This window comes from Bacillus sp. 17RED48, assembly GCF_019837545.1.
Taxonomy (GTDB): domain Bacteria; phylum Bacillota; class Bacilli; order Bacillales; family Bacillaceae_G; genus Bacillus_A; species Bacillus_A wiedmannii.
Map to the genome: position 1 here is coordinate 47,076 of NZ_JADAXG010000013.1, position 21,402 is coordinate 68,477.

The 21,402-nt window shown below is 33.5% G+C and carries 26 protein-coding genes and 3 pseudogenes; 6 read left to right on the forward strand and 23 right to left on the reverse strand.

What is annotated here, in order from left to right:
• The first annotated feature begins 18 nt into the window (after positions 1-18).
• Entirely contained in the window at positions 19-438 is a 420-nt protein-coding gene (locus ILT06_RS29445) for a hypothetical protein (protein WP_222655806.1), read from the forward strand.
• 50 nt (positions 439-488) lie between these two features.
• Here ILT06_RS29445 and ILT06_RS29450 read toward each other — a convergent pair whose 3' ends face one another.
• The gene (locus ILT06_RS29450) at positions 489-1,073 is read right to left on the reverse strand and encodes a hypothetical protein (protein ID WP_222655807.1); all 585 of its coding nucleotides are present in this window, start codon (positions 1,071-1,073) and stop codon (positions 489-491) included.
• Between the two features lie 499 nt (positions 1,074-1,572).
• Positions 1,573-2,043: an endonuclease domain-containing protein gene (locus ILT06_RS29455; protein ID WP_222655808.1), complete on the reverse strand. Its 471-nt coding sequence runs from the start codon at positions 2,041-2,043 to the stop codon at positions 1,573-1,575.
• A gap of 379 nt (positions 2,044-2,422) precedes the next feature.
• Here ILT06_RS29455 and ILT06_RS29460 point away from each other — a divergent pair, with 379 nt between their 5' ends.
• Positions 2,423-2,644, forward strand: coding sequence for a helix-turn-helix domain-containing protein (locus ILT06_RS29460; RefSeq protein ID WP_000466107.1), 222 nt, complete (start codon positions 2,423-2,425; stop codon positions 2,642-2,644).
• 28 nt (positions 2,645-2,672) lie between these two features.
• Here ILT06_RS29460 and ILT06_RS29465 read toward each other — a convergent pair whose 3' ends face one another.
• From ILT06_RS29465 to ILT06_RS29480, 4 genes are read right to left on the reverse strand one after another with little or no spacing between them, the layout of a single operon-like run.
• On the reverse strand, positions 2,673-3,326 hold the full coding sequence (locus ILT06_RS29465; protein ID WP_222655809.1) for a replication-relaxation family protein: 654 nt from the start codon (positions 3,324-3,326) through the stop codon (positions 2,673-2,675).
• Positions 3,310-4,473, reverse strand: coding sequence for an FtsK/SpoIIIE domain-containing protein (locus tag ILT06_RS29470; protein WP_222655810.1), 1,164 nt, complete (start codon positions 4,471-4,473; stop codon positions 3,310-3,312). The genes ILT06_RS29465 and ILT06_RS29470 overlap by 17 nt, the downstream gene beginning before the upstream one ends.
• Before the next feature lie 12 nt (positions 4,474-4,485).
• Complete coding sequence (locus tag ILT06_RS29475; protein ID WP_222655811.1) at positions 4,486-4,809, reverse strand: hypothetical protein; 324 nt, start codon at positions 4,807-4,809, stop codon at positions 4,486-4,488.
• Between the two features lie 10 nt (positions 4,810-4,819).
• Entirely contained in the window at positions 4,820-5,236 is a 417-nt protein-coding gene (locus tag ILT06_RS29480; protein WP_222655812.1) for a hypothetical protein, read from the reverse strand.
• Between the two features lie 340 nt (positions 5,237-5,576).
• Here ILT06_RS29480 and ILT06_RS29485 point away from each other — a divergent pair, with 340 nt between their 5' ends.
• Complete coding sequence (locus ILT06_RS29485) at positions 5,577-6,647, forward strand: hypothetical protein (protein WP_222655813.1); 1,071 nt, start codon at positions 5,577-5,579, stop codon at positions 6,645-6,647.
• Between the two features lie 131 nt (positions 6,648-6,778).
• Here ILT06_RS29485 and ILT06_RS29490 read toward each other — a convergent pair whose 3' ends face one another.
• The 14 genes and pseudogenes from ILT06_RS29490 to ILT06_RS29555 all read right to left on the reverse strand — a co-directional run bounded on the left by ILT06_RS29490 (position 6,779) and on the right by ILT06_RS29555 (position 15,616).
• Positions 6,779-7,135 carry a hypothetical protein gene (locus ILT06_RS29490; protein WP_088080436.1) on the reverse strand — a complete coding sequence of 119 codons (357 nt, stop codon included), beginning with the start codon at positions 7,133-7,135 and terminating at the stop codon, positions 6,779-6,781.
• Between the two features lie 55 nt (positions 7,136-7,190).
• On the reverse strand, positions 7,191-7,694 hold the full coding sequence (locus ILT06_RS29495) for a hypothetical protein (protein WP_222655831.1): 504 nt from the start codon (positions 7,692-7,694) through the stop codon (positions 7,191-7,193).
• A 94-nt stretch (positions 7,695-7,788) separates the two neighbouring features.
• Complete coding sequence (locus ILT06_RS29500; RefSeq protein WP_000690451.1) at positions 7,789-7,932, reverse strand: hypothetical protein; 144 nt, start codon at positions 7,930-7,932, stop codon at positions 7,789-7,791.
• Between the two features lie 15 nt (positions 7,933-7,947).
• Positions 7,948-8,166: a hypothetical protein gene (locus ILT06_RS29505; RefSeq protein ID WP_097982172.1), complete on the reverse strand. Its 219-nt coding sequence runs from the start codon at positions 8,164-8,166 to the stop codon at positions 7,948-7,950.
• Positions 8,167-8,339: 173 nt separating this feature from the next.
• Entirely contained in the window at positions 8,340-8,579 is a 240-nt protein-coding gene (locus tag ILT06_RS29510; RefSeq protein WP_222655814.1) for a DUF3961 domain-containing protein, read from the reverse strand.
• Between the two features lie 93 nt (positions 8,580-8,672).
• Positions 8,673-8,840 carry a hypothetical protein gene (locus ILT06_RS29515; protein WP_061139545.1) on the reverse strand — a complete coding sequence of 56 codons (168 nt, stop codon included), beginning with the start codon at positions 8,838-8,840 and terminating at the stop codon, positions 8,673-8,675.
• Positions 8,841-9,212: 372 nt separating this feature from the next.
• Entirely contained in the window at positions 9,213-9,752 is a 540-nt protein-coding gene (locus ILT06_RS29520; protein WP_222655815.1) for a GIY-YIG nuclease family protein, read from the reverse strand.
• 63 nt (positions 9,753-9,815) lie between these two features.
• Positions 9,816-9,944: pseudogene (locus ILT06_RS29525) on the reverse strand (NucA/NucB deoxyribonuclease domain-containing protein); the annotation flags it as partial.
• A 99-nt stretch (positions 9,945-10,043) separates the two neighbouring features.
• Positions 10,044-11,846 carry a group II intron reverse transcriptase/maturase gene (gene ltrA, locus ILT06_RS29530; protein ID WP_222655817.1) on the reverse strand — a complete coding sequence of 601 codons (1,803 nt, stop codon included), beginning with the start codon at positions 11,844-11,846 and terminating at the stop codon, positions 10,044-10,046.
• A gap of 697 nt (positions 11,847-12,543) precedes the next feature.
• Positions 12,544-12,849 (reverse strand): annotated as a pseudogene (locus ILT06_RS29535) (NucA/NucB deoxyribonuclease domain-containing protein); the annotation flags it as partial.
• A 22-nt stretch (positions 12,850-12,871) separates the two neighbouring features.
• Positions 12,872-13,123, reverse strand: coding sequence for a YueH family protein (locus tag ILT06_RS29540; RefSeq protein WP_030030057.1), 252 nt, complete (start codon positions 13,121-13,123; stop codon positions 12,872-12,874).
• Between the two features lie 17 nt (positions 13,124-13,140).
• Positions 13,141-13,713 carry a tyrosine-type recombinase/integrase gene (locus tag ILT06_RS29545; RefSeq protein ID WP_030030059.1) on the reverse strand — a complete coding sequence of 191 codons (573 nt, stop codon included), beginning with the start codon at positions 13,711-13,713 and terminating at the stop codon, positions 13,141-13,143.
• Positions 13,714-14,063: 350 nt separating this feature from the next.
• On the reverse strand, positions 14,064-15,170 hold the full coding sequence (locus ILT06_RS29550; RefSeq protein WP_222655818.1) for a 3'-5' exonuclease: 1,107 nt from the start codon (positions 15,168-15,170) through the stop codon (positions 14,064-14,066).
• 14 nt (positions 15,171-15,184) lie between these two features.
• A complete protein-coding gene (locus ILT06_RS29555) occupies positions 15,185-15,616 on the reverse strand; it encodes a hypothetical protein (protein ID WP_222655819.1) in 432 nt (143 codons plus the stop codon).
• A 504-nt stretch (positions 15,617-16,120) separates the two neighbouring features.
• Here ILT06_RS29555 and ILT06_RS29560 point away from each other — a divergent pair.
• Positions 16,121-16,318 carry a hypothetical protein gene (locus tag ILT06_RS29560; protein WP_103592588.1) on the forward strand — a complete coding sequence of 66 codons (198 nt, stop codon included), beginning with the start codon at positions 16,121-16,123 and terminating at the stop codon, positions 16,316-16,318.
• Between the two features lie 92 nt (positions 16,319-16,410).
• Here the strand turns inward: ILT06_RS29560 and ILT06_RS29565 are convergent.
• The 3 genes and pseudogenes from ILT06_RS29565 to ILT06_RS29575 form a co-directional block, all read right to left on the reverse strand.
• Positions 16,411-16,536 (reverse strand): annotated as a pseudogene (locus ILT06_RS29565) (IS6 family transposase); the annotation flags it as partial.
• Between the two features lie 140 nt (positions 16,537-16,676).
• Complete coding sequence (locus tag ILT06_RS29570) at positions 16,677-17,672, reverse strand: DUF4046 domain-containing protein (protein WP_222655820.1); 996 nt, start codon at positions 17,670-17,672, stop codon at positions 16,677-16,679.
• Positions 17,673-17,709: 37 nt separating this feature from the next.
• A complete protein-coding gene (locus tag ILT06_RS29575) occupies positions 17,710-17,934 on the reverse strand; it encodes a condensation domain-containing protein (protein WP_258034976.1) in 225 nt (74 codons plus the stop codon).
• Between the two features lie 1,094 nt (positions 17,935-19,028).
• Between ILT06_RS29575 and ILT06_RS29580 the strand changes: the two genes are divergently transcribed.
• Together ILT06_RS29580 and ILT06_RS29585 are read left to right on the forward strand one after the other, a co-directional pair.
• A complete protein-coding gene (locus ILT06_RS29580; protein WP_222655821.1) occupies positions 19,029-19,601 on the forward strand; it encodes a methyltransferase in 573 nt (190 codons plus the stop codon).
• A 397-nt stretch (positions 19,602-19,998) separates the two neighbouring features.
• The gene (locus ILT06_RS29585; protein ID WP_222655822.1) at positions 19,999-21,399 is read left to right on the forward strand and encodes a phosphatidylinositol-specific phospholipase C; all 1,401 of its coding nucleotides are present in this window, start codon (positions 19,999-20,001) and stop codon (positions 21,397-21,399) included.
• Positions 21,400-21,402: the final 3 nt, after the last annotated feature.

The window sequence follows — 21,402 nt, forward strand, 5'->3', positions numbered from 1 at the left end:
GAAAGGAGGAGCCGCATTATGGGGCGTACTAAAAAGACCGAGAAACAAACAGTCTTTGGACTTCGAACAGATCATATGAGCGAAGAAGTTTATAATCACCTTGAACAAAAGGCCCGCTCAAAAAAGCTTGCAACTTATATTATTCAATTAGTTGCACAAGACTTAGCACAAAAAGAGCCCTTTGATGCAAAAAAAGAACTTCTAAAAGTCTCAAAAAATCAAGAACACATGATGAACGCTATAAAACAAATTACACAAACCATTTCAGATCTCCAGGTGGCTCCTGTATCTGCTATTCTTATGCAAAGCGATGATAATACCCATAATTCCCTGGCAGACGATTTATTAAAAGACGTAGGTCAAATGGGACAATTAATAACTAATACTAACATTACAGGATCATTAGATGAAGACGATTTAGAAGATCCAGATTTCTAAAACAAAAAGAGTTGCTCTCATACGAGCAACTCTTTTTGTTTTGTATAAACTTAAAATATCCCAAATAGTTTCTTCCTTTTGGGTTCTTGGTTAGAAATATCAGCTTTAGCATTAAGTTTTTCTAATTCCGTCATAATAAGATCCAGCTTCTTTTCTAATTCTTGATTTTTTTTACGCTCTGCTTCAAGCTCTTGTTTAAATAAATCATTGCCTTGACGTTCAATTTCAAGTTCCTTTCGAAAACTTATAAACTCAGTCTTGATATCCTCTAAGAAATTTCGAATTTCGCTCGATATAGAGTGTAGCGCGTATTGCTCCTCTTCACTCTGAGACCTTGTAACAGCAACTTCTGAACGCGCTACACCCTGTGTCGTACGAGATTGCTGTGTCATCAACACACTAACAGCGTGATTCAATGAAACCTTAGTTTTTTCTCTAATCTCTTTTAGAGTATTAAAAACCGTTACATCATCGGTATGATACAATCTTGTATCGCCATCTTTATTAAACTCATAGCCTTGTTTTTCGAGTTCTAAGCTATATTTTCTGATTGTACTTTCTGCTAGATTGGTGATACGGGAGACATCAATTGTTTTTAAGTACACTTCACTTACAACATCATCTTTTCTCTCCATTCAACCACCTCCATTATAGTATCGCTACACTCTTACCACATTATCATTTTACTAATCCTTAATACCCATTGTACACTTTTTATTATGCTTGCAAGCAAGATTTTTTCATCTCTCAATTTCTGCTTAATACTTACAAGGGAATCCCATGAAGCTCCACATTCTTTTCTATTAGTCTTCGCTTTAATGATTCATCGTACCTGTATCGATACTATATCACATATTAATTTTGATCTTTGTTACAGGGATCCCTAATTCCATTTAATTACTCTGTTAATTCTTAAAGTATCTTTTTCTGTCTCCCCATTACTTTAGTTTATTCTTTAATAACCACGCATTCACCTTGTGCTATAGCACTGATATACCTTTAAAACGAGCTTTTGATAAAATGCGTGAATCATCACAAAGACTTATAGCATCCACTCAAGAACAAAAACAAGGATTCTGGTCTAGGCTCTTTTCAAAAAATAAAGACGTGTGATGTAACTTTCATCATACGTCTTTATTCCTGTTCTAACATTACAAAATCGGTTTCCTTAGAAGGTTCTATCCCTATTTCATTTAATGTTGCCACTAACAAAAGTATTTGTTTTTCAAACCCATTATTTAATGCAATGTCAGTAATACGAATTACTTTCCATCCGTTTGTTTTCATGTATTTATCCCGTCTACTGTCTCGTTTGACTCCTTCTGGCGTTCGATGAAAAGGTCCATCAATTTCTACGTCTATTTTTAAACCATTTGGAGAAAAAAAAGCAAAATCTAACTTAAAACGTTTATTCGGTACTTTATATTGCACAATTGGATAATAACCTTTGAAGCGCAATGCATCATATACTCTCTTCTCTAATTTGTTAGAGCATTTCGCCCGTTGTGAATCAGTATTGGGATCATAAGTAGATGAAGGAGTGAGAATTTGTGCTAAAAGAAAAAATATAATTGTGCAACCTAATACAACCAATAAACCTATCATTTTTTCCACTCCAATAACAATTTTGAGTCAATGCCCAAAACGTAATATGCCCAAAGTCTTTCTATTTATTCCTTTTCCATTTACTTATCTTATACGAATAAAACAAAACAGTCCTTTTTCATATTCTCTAGACACAGATTAAGTTAAATTTCTTTGGAAAGTGCTTTGCAAAGATTTGTTGTATGATGCGTAAGTCAAATCTTTGCATTGTATGTATACCTCATTCCAAGTGAAATTATCAATAAATCGTTCGTGTGAATGATGTATAAATCGAACCTTTTTACATTCTAATTTACCTTAGGGTAAATTGGGATGTATGTAAGTTCTCATTCCTGTCCATAATTGTAAATAAAAAATTATAGCTATGGGAGTGAGAAGAATGTTTTTCCGCAAAAATAGGACCAAACTAAAAAAGTGGTTAGATCGGCAAGGAATTGAACAACAAGAGCTAGCAAAGAAATCTAAAGTGTCTACAAAAACAATTAGTAAAGCATGTAGAGACACAGATTATATCCCCAAACCTGAAATCATGAAAAAACTATTACATACTATTAGAAAAATTGATCCTCACGCTAGAATTAATGATTTTTGGGATATGTAAAAAGCACAAGAAACAGTATCTTGTGCTTTCATAATTTTGCTTTGACTGAACCTATTTGAACCGAAATGTCTTTAGGTTGCTGTACTTGTGTAAGAAAATGCTGAATAGAGGGTGCTTGAAAAATACGGAAATTAGAACTAGAGATTGGATATTTGAGGTCAGTAAGGATTAAAAGTGAGGGGAATACCATATTATGTTTCGGTTGCCAGGATTCTTTTTTCCATTCCATACTACGAAAATACGATTCATAACGTTTTATTTTCGTTTGGATCGTAGCCTTATTATAAATGGAGTTCTGGACTTCTATAAAAAATGGGCTTTTACGCCAAATGGTAAATATATCGGGTTCCATATATCCTTTCTTATACTTAGGTTCTACTTGAAATATCTTCGGTCTTTCGGTTCGTAATAACTGCTTATATACATCTACAATCGCTAAAAAATGACGTATCTTTTGGCTTCCTTTACGAATCGTATTTGGATAAGGAAAATACACGTATGGACGTTGTGATGTATCTACATCAATATACCCTTCGCGGCTTAACCGCTTTGTAACAGTATTACAGCATGTTACTGCATTTTTCACATTTCTAAAATGAAGATCAATAATATCATCACGTGACATACATCTAAATTGCTGTAAATGGCCTATAATTTGCTTGTCTCTACTCGTTAGCATCATCTAACACCCCAAAGATTTTATCTTCTCGATGCTCCTGTTCTTCCTTTTGTACACTTTGCCCTTTAGATAAACGATACGGTTCTATGATTTCTTTTGCCTGGTCCAATGCCAAAAAAGGAGCCTGCACCTTTTTTAAACCATCTAATTTTAAAATCATTTGGCCCGATTGACTTAAATTTTCTGATCCAGGCGTCCCCACAATGTTACTGTTAATTAAGTCTGCACATTTAAAGCCCATTCTTACCGTCAAATTGAGCTTTAACTTACCATCAAGTATTTTTGCATCGGGACGTTGCATACTTAGCATGAGGAAAATACCAAGCGATCTGCCGACAGCTGATATTTTTTCTATTATGGTGACACATTCCTTTTCGTCCTTTAGCATTGCTACTTCATCAATAGCAATAAAAATATAGGGTAAAGGTTTATCTTTTGTGCTTTGATTGTATTCATCAATATGACTCAGCTCATATTCTTCCATTATCTTTCTTCTATGCAATACCTCTTTCCATAATTTTGATAACATACTTATCATTTCGTGTTCTTCCATGCAAACATACTTCACATGCTTCACTCTTCTAAAAAAATGAAACTCTGAATTTTTTAAGTCCCCCAGGTACAAATGTAAATGCTCTGGTGACATATGTTGAATTAATGTGGCTAAAATCACACGCACCATACTACTTTTTCCACTTCCTGTTTCTCCCGCAATCAGTAAATGAGGTGTATTTGAATCCACCATATCATACACAATTGCATTTCCGAATTGGTCCCGTCCTACTACCACAGGAAGACGATATTGTCTCAATAATGGTTGCCATTGTTTATAACTGTAACCGTAAGGCTGTAAACTTGCATTAGAATGAAATACATGGAGTACGAACTTCTTTATATCCCCCTCAATCATGAGATTTTCACCTAGTACCTGCTGAAAACAGAACCATTTCTTATGAATTTGGGCTGGATCAACGCCATTAGGTAGCGTAAAAGTGTACCGTACACTTTCCTTTCCTTCGTAAACATCATGAATCGTAGGATAAATGGGGACCTTTCCACCTCGTGTAATGTGCTCATCATATAGCTTCGCTTTCTTAAATACTTCTTCTAACTGATATTTATATTTTTTCTTTTTTAACCATTTTTTCATTGGTAACCCTCCTTATAACATGAGTAAAATGCGAATAAATACATAACCAATGAACCCAATTCCTCCAATTCTTACACCGTAATACAGACCATTAGAAAGGAGGTTGGATGCAAAAACATAATCATTTCGTACTAAGTATTTTTCCAACAAAACACCTCCAATTGTAAGACCGCCTACTATTCCCAGGGCTACATACGTATGAATAAGCGGTGATGACATATGAAAAAATGCGAACGGACTAATAGGGCCAATACTATATATTTTTGTTTGCTTTTTCTTCTTATAAGATTGATCCATAAAGGCTTGAAAAGAAATTGTTTCTTTTCGCTTTAGCATGTTTCCCCTCCTAAAAAAAGAATATCGTTAACAAATTTGGTATCCAGTCCAATACAAAGCATATACAATCTAACACCATATGAGAGGTATTCTTAATGAGTTCAAATGTATCAACAGGTACATGTGTTATGAAACTCGCAAGTTCATCTGGTAACTTTCGTATTTCTTGTGCTGTACTATTTAAGGGTTCTGTCACATACCAACTAATCCACCTATATAAGAAATCTGTTGTATCCGTTACGCTCATTGCATTTTGATTGAGCGCATCCCACTCACACATAATTTCGTTTGTTGAACTTCCACACCATTCTGTAATTTCTTTCACACTTCGAAATTGCGGACTAGGTATGTTGTTCCATTCTCTCGTTGGATCATCCCTCAAATAATATTTAATTTGATTACCGATAATTTCATAAGAATTATTCATTGTTCCCCCTCCTTTTTCTCATTCCATTCCTCCTACTATAAACAAAACTCAAAATCCCCTAAAAACATGTGATAATCGAAGATTTCTTTTGATAGTGCTATCATGATAGATTCTTTGGTTATAAGGTTGATATCCACTTTGGTAATTACTTTGGTAAATAATATTCATCACTGATTGTCTGATATACGTTGTCATCTGTTGTCTACAAAAAAATAAAAGAAACCCTTTGAAAAAAACATGCTCTTTATATCCTATAAAAAAACTTGTATAAGAAAGTACCAAGACACCATTAAGTGGTAAAATAAAATAGAAAATTATAAAAATATAAGGGGGCAATACGATGGAAATTTTACTAGATGGAAAAAGAATATTTGAAGTAGAAAATCCTAATTATGACTATGTGGTATTTCCTGCTGAAAAGATTCAAACATATATACAATTAAATGGCTATCTTATTAAAAAAGGTGACTTACAACACCCTAAAAAATGGATTAACATGGAAGATGCATCAGACATGGATCGTTTGGTACTTGAAAGTTCTTTTAATCCAGATGAGTATGAATGCTTGTTTTTTGATGATTTAGGATTAAAAGAAGCAATCCAAAAAATTCTATCGCCTTATAATATTCAAATTGATAATGACATCAAAAAGTTATTATCAATAAATGAGCTACCATTAAAAGCGGCCCTAGAATTAAAAGAATTATTCACTTCAGAAAAATACGCCAACGACTATTCTAATCCTTTAGATTTCGCACGTTATGAAGGATATGAATTTGAGTGTAACGGTAAAATAGCAAAGTGGTTTATAGGGGAAGAAGAACTTCCTTGTACATCAATTACATATGATACTACAAGACGCTTTGTAAACATGTGTATTGTAGAAACATACTACAAAGAAACAAAAAACCATACTGAACACGTATTCAAAACACATACCGGTGAATGGTACCGATATTATGCTGGTGACATTAAAAATAACTTTTGGATTATGGAAGACATCGAAGGAGAAGAATTAGTCTCATTCCCATTCCATTTGTATACACTTCAAGAAACGACTCCAAGACAGATACCTGAGAAAGAAAAAGAAATTAAAATTGATTGGTCCAAATTCATTGAAAAAGAGAAAATATACGATTTCTATTACTCTGAAAAAGAGTTTACGCTTCGAATACTACATAATAAACCCTGGAATGATTTAGTGAACATTGATGGTGAATGGAAGCGATTCACTAAGAAAGTTTCAAGAGGCGAAGAACCTTTTGAATCCTGGGACATCAACTGTGATGATGAAGTATTTCTTGGTTCAGCAACATTTGGAGACATAAAAGAAGAAGAATTTACAGAACAACAATTGGATCAACTTTGCGCTGAAATTAGAGAACGCTCTTATGTTAAGGCTTCCAAATAATATACTTGAACAATATGTTGGATTTGTTATAACATAAAAAGGAATTGAGTGTACGAGACTCAATTCCTTAGGTGAAGTCATTTGCCAACGAATACCTGGTGAAAGAATCCTTCTTTAATGATTGGATTCTTTTACTTTGTTTTGAGCATAAAATGTAATACTGTATATGCCATTTTTCTAGTTGAACATCCTCGTTTGAGCGCCAATTGTTGTAAGAGTTTTTGCTGAAATGGTGATAATTCAATTTCTACAAAATGCTGAAAAGCATGAGATTGCCTTACAGGTATATCCTCCATATAGATATAGTCTAAACCTTCTGTTACTAACTCCGATGCAATTTGATCTAAATTTTCGTTATACAATGCGAACTCTTCCAGTCTTTCATGCAAATGTGGTTCTAATGAAATTAATAACTTCTTATTATTTTTTCGGAATTTCTGTTTCTGGCCTTTCCAGTAATTTTGCTCTTGCATAACTGCATGTAACATTTTGATTCCCCCTATTTATAATTTGAATTTGTATTTCTTCCTTAAAATCAAATCCCTACTTATTGTTTCTTACGGTATCAATTGCGGCTAAACAAGCGGCTATCCCAAGACGCTTTTCACTATATATTTTCTTGTTCACTGTTAGGTACCAGCACCCATTTTCTTTTATACTCAATAGATCGTCATATTGCCTCCCTAATTTTTCTAGAATAAAAGTGGATTCCTCAACAGGATTGAAATATTCAATCGGCATTCTAATAAATGGCGTACGATTCTTACCCCAATATGTACCGCATGTTTCTAGACCCAAAAACTCTTTTGCAATGACATAATCTAGCCTTTCTGTTGCAACAGATAAATCATGATACGGTATCCACCAATTAGAATCACTCATGGCCACAAACTCTTTTGCAATACTGTTGTATAGGATTTGACAGATACTAATACCTTCAAAATCATCTTGTGTGACAACAAAGTCAGACTGTCTTAATTTGTGCCCATTTTTATCTGTTGTACCAATTTCAAATTCCTCACTTTTCAACAATTGGACTGTTTTCATCACATTCAATTCCCCCTTTATTTCTTAAACGAACATGCTAAAATATTTTTGAAGGCATCTTATTTCTTGTGCCCTTCACCAATACGATCACTCATCACACTTCCCCTTTCTGTTGCTTTATAGCAATGGAAAGGGATTGTTTTGTAAAGCGGCTTTTACTCTCTTGCATAGCATTTTGAAGTAATTTCAACTTTGTTTCTTTGCAAAGAACTCTCCATACAGATACACCAATTTTCATTTTCTTGCCTCCCTTTTATAATTCTTCTCCACACTCATGACAAACCGTTATAGATTCATCTGTTCCTTTAATTTCGATTGTTTGATTATCTACATGCGTACAAGAAATTTCTTTTTCTTCTATCTGTTTTTTCATGTGAATTACAACTTCTTCAATGCAGTAATAACATAGTCTTCCTAACGCAAATCCTTCGGCGGCAATCTCTCCACACGCCCTACATTTGTAATCTTCCATGTGATTGCTCCTTTCTCTCTTAAAGGACTAATTCACTAAGCTGACAGCAATCAACGCACTAATTAAGATCAAACCAATAAATTGCATGGTACTTTTTAATGATTGGATCAATGCTTTCTCTCCTTTCTAGAGGGATGATTTTAAAAATAGGCGTTCTTCCATATGCCTTCCTTCTAAAATCCAAATAGGATACCCGAAAATAAGTAAGTGAAAAGCATCATAAAAATTGAGGTTGCAAAGAAACCATAAAACCAAATCTGATCCGAAACATTTTCTTCAATACCAAAATAACGGTTTATTTTTTTGCAATATTCTGAAATAGGTGAGTAAAATTTTTTGAAGGATTTAAATTTGTGGCGAGGTTGTGTTAAAATTAACTCACCACTTTTGATTTTTAAAAAGGGTTTTGTCAACACAATTCATCCTTTCTTGAATCAAAGTTTATAGGTTTTGGAAAAGTCCTTACTAAGTTGGCAGACCTGGGAAGGGCTTTTTCTTATACACTTTTACTTTTTTAATTCTTTTAGCGTTACATCCCTGAAAAACTGTGAATAGGATTTTTCGCTATCTTCAATACGTTTCCAGGATTCTTCTGGTAAAGTAATGGAAACTTTTTTTGTAATTCCAAGAGATGGACGACCAGCGCCTTCTCTTTTCCCTCCATGTTTTTGCATTGTAGCTCCTTTCTTGATTTAAGTTACTTTTATTTTAAAGTTTTAAGTTACTTAAATCAAGTGTTTTTATTTATTTTTGTTCGTTTATTTTCGACAAATAACAGAGGCCTGGTGCTATTAAACTAAACTTTTTTTATTTTCCATATTGATTTGGTATCTTTGACTGTCCCCCGAACAGGGATATTAATACAAATTATGCTAAATAGGTGGTGATTACCGTTTTGGATTAACCTTACTAATCGATTCGGTAACATTAACATTCGTTCGTTCTTGGAAGTTGTTTTTTGGCATAGTTTTTAGAGATTAAAACAAAAAAATAAAGGTGTTTTCACACCTTCTTTCAATTTCTAATAAACATTAGTTTTTTAGAAATTATTTATCACCCGATAAATCGTTAATATCAAATTTATTAATATCAAATTCTACTTTTTTACTATTTACGTTATCATAAACATCTAAAAGAACTATCTCTTCATCTGTTGGCTTTTCAAGTTCTCTTATTTTCTCCCCTTGCTCTAAAATCATTTCTTTTATAAACAAACGAATGCGACTTAAAAAATCTCTATGCATACTGTCGTTCCCTGCAACATTGAACAATGGAAGTAACTCATTAATTAGTTCGTGTTCATATGATTCTCTTTCATTTTCATCTTCTATAAGATACACCTTTACCCTATGGAAATAATCATTTAAAAGTTCCGTCCCCTCATTTTTCCCTTGTAAATGTTGAAGAATACGCCCTCTCAAATTTGAAGACATCCCCACATACAAACTAACTCCACTGACTGCATAGAACACATATACACCGCTGACATTTAAATGAAATCCGTCTTCAATGTCCTTGCATTCTAAAGTTACAGAGGGGTATTTTGTAATTGGCTCTCCATAAAAACTATTTTGCTTTTGTTTCATAAAAAATTCATCCCTCCTTTAGATAATTAACGAACATCTATAGGTTGTAATGAAGCAACTTTTTTATTTCACAACAATTTTCACTTTTGCACCATCTGGTAATTTCTCCACTTTATTCCCAATGTACGAACCAGCACCACGATTATCAGCTGGTTTTATATGTCTAATATCAGCACCTTTCCCGCCTTCTCTATAGTGATAGGTAAACCTTTGAAGTAATCTCTGGTTTTTCCCCCACTCCACACCGTACGTGAGACTTTCACCTCATACGGCGTTCCATCTATGGATTATTTATAGAACTATGGGATTCAAATTACACTTTTTGCGTAATAGGTTAATTTTTGAAATTTGCCCTTTTGTAAGATTAAATTGAGATACCAATTTATCTATTGTGTTTGATTTAGTTGCATGAATAAGCCTATGGATATCATGATGTACAATCGAGAGATTGTTGTATGAGTCGCATCCCCCGTTGGACCTCGGGATGACGTGGTGACAGTGCACCTCATGTGCTTGTAGAAAAATTCTTGTGACCTCACATTTGCCTCTGTTCATAGAATATCTGGATAGTCTATTATCGAGGTATTCTGCTGTTCCATTGGGTATCCTTGATTGCATAAGTTTATGAATTTCGGATTTAACATGGTCTTTTAAGTTCTTGTGCAATAAAGACCTCCCGCTGGGAGTGTATGGATATATTCCTTGTTTAAAACACATGTTTATGGTCAAACTCACATCACATATTGGAAATATCCAAGTGTCCATAACTTTGAAAGTACGGTAACCTAAAGAATAGTTCTCTTTATAGGACTTGTATATTTTTCCATAGGGCTTTTTGTATATTGAGCATTTATTTAACCTTCGTTTCATTCTTCGGGCAAGACGGTAGTATATGTCTGCGAAATCTTTAGACACATTAGTTGCGTATCTAAAGTAGTTATGAACTCCTAGTATAGTTGCATTTAGTCGATGTGCCGTAAGATTGTTGGGACGTTTTCTTACAGTTTCGATTTGCTCTTTTATAGAGTTGGAAATTCGTTGTTTCGACTTTTTGCTGACAAACGTTCGGGCGACTATCTTCTTTCCTTTAGTGATAGCTTTTATCTCGAATCCAAGAAACTCTGACCGCCTTCTTCTTAGGTTGATAACTTTAGATTTTTCAGGCGATATACGCAGTTTCAGACGATTCGATAGGTAGTCACGAACCGCATGATACCATCTCCAGGCTTCCTTGTAAGTTTTGGCCATTATTTTAAAATCATCTGCGTATCTGATAATAAATCCTTGTTTAAGTTTTGTTTTACGGAGGGCAGGATACCTGGCTTTCTCTGCGTACTCATGTCTAGGTTTGAAGTTTTCCCACTGACCTGCAACCCAATGATCGAGGTCATTCAATACAACATTAGCAAGTAAAGGTGAAAGGATTCCTCCTTGCGGAGTCCCTTTAGTGGGAATACCAATTCCTAAGATAGGAGCTTTAAGCATCTTTTTAATGATAGCCAGAACCTGTAAATCTCGTATACCTAAGTTCCATAGTTGTTTCATTAGCAATTTATGGTTCACATTATCGAAGAACCCTTCTATATCAACATCTACAACATAGTGAAAGTGTGCGGTGTTGACTAGGTGTTGTACTCTAGCCATAGCATGTCGAGTGCTTCGAAATGGTCTAAATCCATAACTATGTTTAAAGAATTTGGCTTCCAGTATAGGTTCAAGAATTTGTTTGAAACACTGTTGAATGAGTCTGTCTTTAATAGTAGGTATGCCCAGCGGTCGTTGTTTACCGTTCGGTTTAGGTATGAGAACCCTTTTGACATAACCAGGCTTATATTTACTGAGACAGTTTCGTATTTCATTAACCAAATTCTCTTCTGTGAGACCTTTTAAATCGTTAATGTTTTCCCTATCCGCTCCAGCAGTTTTTGACCCTTTATTGGATTTAATTGTTCGATAAGCAAGGAGAATATTCTCCTTAGATATCACTAGATTATATAGCTTGTGGAACGTCTTATTATTTTTACTGTCAGCATATAGTTTATCGAATTGTTCCGTCATACCGTAGTATTCTGCGTTACGTAAGAAAGTGTTCAAGGTGGCATACTCCTTTTTGAAGTAATCCCCATTTCTTACCCGAAGCCTTGATACGTTTGAATCCTGTTTTTAGTAATAATCATAGACTCGGGGCCATCCCTCCACGTTGATTAGACGTTTCATCGGTACTGTGCCCCTACTCTCACAGAGGTAAATCGTGTTACCACGAAACTCCAAGCTGGTAGGCAATTTTGTAAGAAGTCCTCTGCTTTCCACGTTCCAAAGTGTCTAGCTATATGGCATTCCCTTAGGTGGTGATTATGAACCTGTAAGATTATAACGTCATTGTCCGTTATCCCGTCTTTCTTAATGTGCCGTCATACTCAACGGTATCCTACCCTGCATTTATACAGTCGAACCCTTTCGAGTCCGTTGGCGTATAGATTCTTTCATTCATCACTTTGTCAGTCCCCGTTGGGACATACTCACCATAGGAAGCTTATCAGCCCTCCGGCTTATAGGTTACGTCCAGTTACGAATTTTCCTCAGCTTGACCTGTTAGGGTAACTCTCAGCCGACTTCACCTGGCTTCACACACTATTTAACTACCATTAATTAATGCATGCAGGATATTAAGGGAGAAGTTTCAACTCAACATGACGGTTTTCATTCCTTCTCTCGACACTTTAGTTCTCCTTCTGTATTCAGAAGTGCTCGTTTTCACGTTGTTAAACGCTTATACGAGAACGCGTCGCACACACATTGCCATAGGGTATTCATCACGATCATATCCTTTTTTCGTTGGAACATTTGCTAAAGATTGTTTTCTTCTTTCAGCGGCTCCATCCCGATCAATTGTACAAATATCTGTTTTGCCATTTGCAATCGCATCTTTAATATGTGCCGCTGTTTCTGGATACTTATGTGATGGAAACTCTATAACTTGTGCAATTTCTTGTGTTCCACTTGTTTGTTTTGCAGGATTTGAATTTTGAATTGCTGAACATCCCGAAAATAGTAATCCCATTACTAAAAAACTACTTATCGTCCTTTTAAAATTCATTATGCTCCCCCTTATGAAAATCTTAATCGAATTGGCTAAACACGTAATCATAAAATGCATCTGCAACATTCTCTAGAAGATGATAAGAAACATACTTCTCCAATGCTTTCATTAACATAGGCTTTTCATCTATAAAATTGATCGTGTAATCCATTAAGAAACTCCAATTCCAGGATGGAATTGCAATCAAACAACTATGTTTCATTTCATGTTCACAAAAATAAACCATTGGTGATCCACATTGCTTTAATACTTCAAACTCAACACACTCCATTTGTTATCCCCCTTACTCTATAGTGTGAAATTCTCCATCGTTTTACGAATTTCATCAGCTTCTACACCAATGTATTGTAGTGTTTGTCTTTGCGTCGCGTGACCAAATAACTTCATTAAATAGTAAACATCTTTCATTTTTTTATAATACTGATAGCCAAACGTTTTCCGCATACTATGGGTTCCCCAATGTTCTGAATCAATCCCACAAGCCTGTGCCGCTTTATGCAAAAAGGTATGAGCCATTTGTCTTGTGATTGGTTTATCTCCTTGCCGACTTGGAAACAGCCAATCGGAATCTGCCATGTTACTTGTATATTTCGCAATCTCTTGTTGTAAAACCGTATTGAAATATACTTCTACCGTTGTATCTGTTTTTTCCATTTTAATTTTTATAACATGTTTTCCTCGAACATCTTTTACACGCAATCGTAAAATATCACTAATGCGTAAACCTGTGTTAATTCCAAAATAAAATAAAAAGTAATTTCGATATGAGGAATTTTGCAATAGCCAATCTTTCATTTCTTCAATTTTTTCTATTGAACGAATTGGCTCTTTTGCCCCAGGTTTTCGTCCCCCTTTCGTCATAAAACATGACCTCCTAAAACTCTGTTGTAAGCTATAATATGTAAAACTTAGTTTAACTATAACTATAATTTGTTAAACTGACAATCTTTTTCTTTTCATTTTATAGCGAAAAAAACCAGTAATACCATAGAAAAACGCATGATATCACTGGTTTTAATGAGTTTAACATTTTGTATCTTTTGTAAAACTCTTTTTGATTTACGTACACTAAACATGTTTGAAAAGTTTTACTTAATACACATTGGACAGTTGGTACCAAAAATGTTAAATATTAGGTACAGACTATTATTTCACAGTTAATACCCTTGTCAGTCGAATTGAATGTATTATTTTTAAACCATTAGGTAAATTTATAAAATCATTTTGTTGAATTTAGAAAGTGTAATAGTTTGAATATTTAGCTGTTCCGCTTTTTCTAAAAGTACATAGTCACCTTCATCAGCATAAATAAGTAAATCAACTTTGTATCCATTCGAACCTTTATTTATTTCCCTAACCCCCATATAATTCAGAAGAAATCCCTCTACTTGAGATTGAATTCTAGTCGGCATACATGCAATATTAACAATTTTATCTTTAAATTCTTCTCGCTTTTGAAGTGACGTATTTGAACCTTCAGTGGAACTATTTTGAAATGAAATTCGATTTCTTTCAAGCGAAACATTATTTAAGTTAATGTCCTCTGAGACAGCATCAAGGAACCATACATCCGTCCGAACCTCAATATCTAACTCTCTTGCTTTATCTAATTTATTTCCAGGGTTTTCACCACAAATCACATAATCCGTTTTTGAAGATACGCTTCCTGTCACCTTTGCCCCACACTTTGATGCAATCTCCTTCATAAGTGTTCTAGGAAATGGACTCGCTCCTGTGAAAACAATTGTCTTTCCTTGAAAAACAGTACTTTCTCCTTCAATTCTTGCAATGGATTCAACAAAATGATTTAATTGTTTCGGTTTCACTTTATACAGAGGTATCCAAATAGTAGGGGCTGCCCGTTTAATAACTTCAAAAAGTGCTTTTACATCATCTAAGGCAATATGATTTAGTGGTTGATCTAATTCATAAAATGATACTAAGTATCCTAAAGAATAAGAGAATAAATTAGGATTAGCGTATTTAATAGATCGAATTGAATCATAACATTCATATTCGTCATCTAACCATCCGTAATAGATCAGAAATTTTCTATCAAAAGATACATTGTGGGCAACAATTGGGTAATCATATTGAGCCAACACACTTTTGAAGGACTCTTTTTTTGTGTAATCTTCAGAAATATCAGCATACCCTTCCCCCATCCCTAGATGAATAGAAGACGGGTCATTTACATCTGCTAGATGCACTTCCTTAACAATTTCACCATTCTCCACAACAAGTAAAGCAACTTCCAGAATTCCTGACTCTACATCAAATCCTCCTGTTTCGATATCAACTAAAATCATATTTTTCATGATTCAACCCCCAGTTAAAAATCTATACTTGCTCCAAACTCTTCTCTTAAATAGGTTGTAATAAATTCTCTCCTTTCAAAGACGTGAGACATTTTTTCGCTTAAAAAGTGATAATGTTTGCTATATATACTTTTTCTGATAGTAAATGTCATAGAAGTGTTTTTTCCATCTTTTTTATCATATTTAATCGTATGCTTTAACACCGGAATATATTGATATCTCCCTATTTCTTTTCCATCCTCCATAACAATAATTAGAGCATTACTTTTAATATTATTAAAATTCATTTTATGAGAATCATATATTCCTATAAAACTCCAATTTTTTTTGTTAGCATTTAAAAAAGACATTAACATCTTTTCGTTTTTAAAACCCCTTACATGAACTTTATCCCTATCAATAGTTAAAATGCCACTTTCCAATTCATTAATTCTTTCCTGTAACATAATGTCCCCCCTTGCTTTCTCATTAACAGCAACAATATTTATATTAAACTATTCTTTATTGTACAACTCTTCATATAATTTTTGAATTCGATTCTTTAATTGGGTTCCGGCACAGGAAATGCAACAAGAAATAAAATAGGAACATACTGACACTGTTGTTCTAAAAAAGGTGTATGATCCATCTGGTAGAGAACAATTTATTTACTGAACAGTTCAGTCAAAAACCAGTAAGAATTTATTCATAAATGATTTAGCTCCATGAGATAAAAATAAATAGAAAGGACTTCGGAGGAAGTTTTTTCTTTATTTCATGATATATAAAATCTAAATATATTATAATTTTTATGTTATACTTCAATAGGCATCTAATATTTATACTATACAACGACATCTAAAACAGTAGCTGAAAAATCCATACCTATTTTATATAGATGTGGATTTTTCTACTTCTCAGTTATAAAATACAAAACATAAAACCCAACATGAATCGGAGAGAATGGTACTATGTATCCTAATTTTTTTGATAAAATGGCATTTTCAAAAGAACATAAAGATTTATTAATTCAATTGTATAATAAAGAAATTACAAGAAACGAGTATAATCACGTATTAAACAATTTATATGAGACAAAGCCTAATGTAAATGAAAATAAGAACCAAGATAACATGGAGGGTTCTGTTGCAAAGCTTTCTAATAGATAAAGCATTGGTGTGATTGCAGATAGATTTATGCGACCATTAATAATTGTTGTACGTCGAAATAACGCAGTTTGGTTGTTACAAATTTTGTCTCCGTATTCCTGAACCCAGCGCATAAAAGTTGGTGGGTGAACTGAGATTCCACGTTCTTTTAAAATTTCAGAGGCATCACGATAACTTAAAGAAAAAAGATAGTAGTAGCCCACTGCGATTAAAATAATATCTTTCTTGAACTTCCTTCAAAGTATCTCTTTTGTGTTTCTCCTTACAATTTTTTCTGAAATGCAGTCTCATTTAGGACACTTTGCAACAACACTTTACTATTCAAGTTTTCATGTCTATTAAATTACGTCTAATAATATTAAGGTTTATTTATATATCCTTTGAATGAACCTTTTATATACTTATTTGGATATAAATCATTAATCATTGCGTATGGGCTTCCATTCCAGTATCTTGCTACTGGTGTCCATAGTCTATGCCTTTTTAACCACTTCATTGTGTATTGTTGTAATAATTGATTATCTGTCAGTTTTTCTTTTTCTTCAATTGTCCAACGTAATGCAACTAGCGCTTTCTCTCTCGTCCAAAAACCGCTCGGTGTCATCTTAAATTCCCATTCTTTAAATTGATTCGGATATAAATCATTAATCATTGCATATGGACTATCATTCCAATATAATTGACAGGCTCCTCTCAATCCTGATTGAGTTAACCATTTATTTTCGTATATATTCTTCAACTGATCTGGATTTAATTTTTCTTTTTCTTCAATTGTCCATTTCAGTGCTTGTAACGCTTTTTCTTTCGTCCAAAATTTATTAGGAGCCTTAGTAAATTCCCATTCTTTGAATCGATTTGGATATAAATCATTAATCATCGCATATGGGCTTCCATCCCAGAGCACCCTTAAAGGTGCACTTAGTCTCCGTTCATTCAACCATTTTTGTCCATAAATTTGCAAGAGTTTTTGGGGTGATAATTGCTCCTCTTCTTCAATTATCCATTTTAATAATTGTAATGCCTTTTCTTTCGTCCAAAAATTTAACGGCGTCATTCTAAATTCCCATTCTTTAAATTGATTCGGATATAAATCATTAATCATCGCATATGGACTATTGTCATATTTATGCTTCAATACGCCACGTAATCGATACTTCGCAATTAATGAGTTATTCCAATTCTGTTTTATCTCTTCTTCGTTCCAATTTAAAATATTTTTTACTAAATACCTTGTTACTCTTTTAGCCATTTCATTGTTTTCATCTGAATTCCAAGTATTTCGTGGGAATCTATTTCTTTTTCCATCTAATATCTCCTGATAGATGTCCTCTATAGTAATTGTGTTCATCTGCATCTCAAAACCTCCACATTATAATGTATTAATATACAGTTTAAATGATTTTTAAGCAATTTTTAATATTGATAATATACTGTAACGCTTTTTGTAATTGTTGAACGTCTAACGCTCCTTTGATTTGAATAGAAATCGGTTCATGATATAGGCCTGATTTTTCATCAATTTGATGTGCTAGCCATAATGTTTTTTGATTTTCTGTAAGAGGGGATTCAACGTCGTTTATCACATGAGAACTTTTTGTTTTTAAAAATTGTTTCATAATTGTTCCTCCCAAAAATATAAAAAATAAGATTGAAAATGTTCTTAGCGTGAGTCTCACACAGTGTAGAATAGATATTTAAATATAATTCGGAATACTTAATGAAGATTTAATATTAAAAACATTACACATTCAGTATATTAAAATACAATTAACATGAAACCCTCCAATTGGCTGTTATTTAACTCAGCCAATGTATTAACTTCTTTCAGAAAGAAGAATAAGGGTTGTTTCTATCCATCCCCTTGAAATGGGGGAATAAACAAAAGTCGAGCATATTTTAATAATTTCATAACTAAATCGATGATAACAACTCGCATTTTGAGGGGAGTTTCCCTATTTATGAGTATGAATAGTCTCTATCAATACTTATTACGTGTCTATTAACTGCTTAACAAAAAATCGCATGAAGAATCCACTATAGCAACACTTTTTGGTACATAGAACCAAAAAGTGTTGCTATAGTGCTTAATTATGATTAAATAAACCTATTTTCTAAATCAAAAGAAAGTATCGGAAAATAAATAACGGTTAATATTGATAATGATATTTCAGAACTAAAAGATGTCCCTTCTGAACTTTCTCAAGTTACTTGCATTGATGCTACAAATTATGGAGGGGATATATAGGAGTGACCATATCAAAAAAAGAAATAACAGAGAAACAATACCATCAAATTCTTAAAGAAACATTCAATGTTTTTTAAACAAGGAACATGAAGATAGTTAATTATAAACTTTTATATAAGCTCGTTGCTCCCTCATTTGTAGGAAAAATCAGGGAGTTTTTTATTTTGGGTTATTTGTGTTTAAAAAAAGAATAGCAATGATGACAAAAAAATATAAAATACTTAGAATATTTTCTGAAACATAAAAAAATTGTGTCGATTCCATTCCTTTATTCTATTTTTTACTCACAATCACAGTATTCTTTCGATGATCTCACAATGTTTAAAGTCAATGTATAAGAATCTTACGTAATAAATTAGTGCATATAATCAATTACTAGTTGTTTAATCTGAAAATTGAGAAATAATGTGAAGGAAGCTATCATAATACATGTATATAACATAATTGAAAAGGAGGATGAAAGTAATGAAGAAAAAACAAAGAATGATAGTAACGGCAGCAATGGTGGCCACATTAGCTACAGGCGCATTACCTACTACATCGGCGTTTGCTGCAGAAACAAAAGATCCTATCCAACAACAAGAATCGCAAGTGAGTATTCAACCACTGTCACAGAGTAATTTGCAAACAGCTGTGAATGCTGCTTTACATGGTCCCGAAGTCAAAAAAATTAAAGTATTTGAGCATGAATTTAATGTAAAACCAATCGAAGTAGTCGATTTAGGTGGCGGGAAAAAATATGTGAAGGGACAAATCTCTCATCATTTAAGTTTTCGCCCAGATGATCAAGTTTACTATGAATTTACAGTACAAGACGGGGAAGTAATTGGTACGCCTCAATTTCATATTGATAGAGGTGGTTTTACACCATTTGCAGCACCACTTTTATCAATTATTGCTGCATATAATGGAATTCCAGTTAATCCAAATGATCTAAACTCAATTGGTCAGCAAATTGGAAAAGTGATCGATGGTAGCTGGGAACATGCAGCACAATCTATTGCCACTGTAGTTAGTTTAAGTTTTAATGAGAAGTAAGCCTCTAAATTAAGAGCTTACTGGATGTGAAAACAGGCTTTATTTGGTCTTATAAAGGAGCATTGCTCATAAGCCACTTTGTTATGAAAAATTCAGAAATAAGTTTATCTCAATTTTAGCGTATAAAAGTACTATTTCTCAATTCATTCAACAATATTTCATAGATTATATATACCAAAATGGAAGTCTTATTTAAGACTTCTGTTTTGTTTGGAAAAAGGAGTACTTTGACGCAGTGAAGGATACAATTAAACCTATTATTCCTTCAAAACCTCAAAGCATGTAACCCTTATTAAAACTATTCGAATATTCCTGTTCTTCTTATAATTTTAATAAATCTGTATAGTATCATATTCGTTACATGAGATTATCAAATTTAAAATAAAGGAGAGATAGAATGGATAATGGACTTAATATGAGAAAAATCCTAAAACATAGCATTCTGACTTGTTTAACATTAGTAGGTTTATGCACAACTTCTACGGCATTTGCTGATAGGCACCCAGGTTATTCCTACGAATCTGATATAGGCTATCTCAATCCATCATGGATGTCAAAATTAGATGACACAAAAAAATTAAGTGAGATATCTATTCCAGGAACTCACGGCTCAATGGCTATACAAGGAACTGATTTGACAATAAATCAAACAATGTCTTTACCTCAGCAATTACATTCTGGTATTCGTTATGTAGACATGCGTGTGAAACGTGTACAAAACTCTTTTGACATGTATCATGGCATTATCTATCAAAATGCCAATTTTGAGGATGTAGTAAAACAAACCATTCAGTTTTTAAAAGAAAATCCGAAAGAAACGGTTTTAATGCGATTAAAAGAAGAAACGAATCCCGCTGTGGGATCCCTATCATTTGAGGAAATATTAGAGAATTATATAAAAAGATATCAAGATTATTTTTGGGACCCCAATACTGTGCCAACTACAGAAAAAAGCAACCCAAAACTAGGAGATATCCGAGGGAAAATCGTATTATTACAAAACTTTACAGCCTCTAAGAATTATGGTATCCAATATGAGTCTTTGGATATTCAAGATCAATATCAAGTTAGTGGCGGACCAGATGGAATGTATGCGAAATGGGATGCAGTGAAAAATCATCTTTTTCATGCGAGTGATGAACAAAGCAAGGGGGAAATTTACCTCAATCATTTTAGTGGTACTGGTGGTTTAGCAATTTGGAATGGGTTTTATCCTTGGTTTGTTGCTAGTGGAAAAGAAAACAAAAATACTGGTAGTAATCAATGGTTAATTCAAACAAATACAGCAAGTAAATGGAAAGACTTCCCGAGAGATTTGGATGGACAAGTTTTTTATGGGGGGACGAATATACTTGGAACTGAAATTATGCAAAAAGGTGATATTAAACACGCTGGTATCATCGCAGCAGATTTTCCAGGCCCAGGTTTAATTGATAGTATCATTCGATTAAATGGGATATATTCTAGTGAAAAAGAAGTACTGATTTCCCAAATTTCTTCTGAATCCAATCCATTATCTGGCGAGAAAAATCGATCCAGTCCAAACTTTAGTATCAATAATTTACCCAAAGGGACAATGGGATTAAAATGGATTATCGAGCCCACAGAAAAAGATAATTCTTCTAACATTTCTTTCAATGTTATGATAGATGTTCCCCTAGGGCTAGATCGTGTTAGTTGGAGCAATATTTCAAATGATTCCAGGACTGCAGCAACTCCAAATTCGAAATACTATATCGCAAGCCCAAGTGGTGCAAAAGATAAATTTACAGTAAAGATATATGCTATTACTAATTAAGGG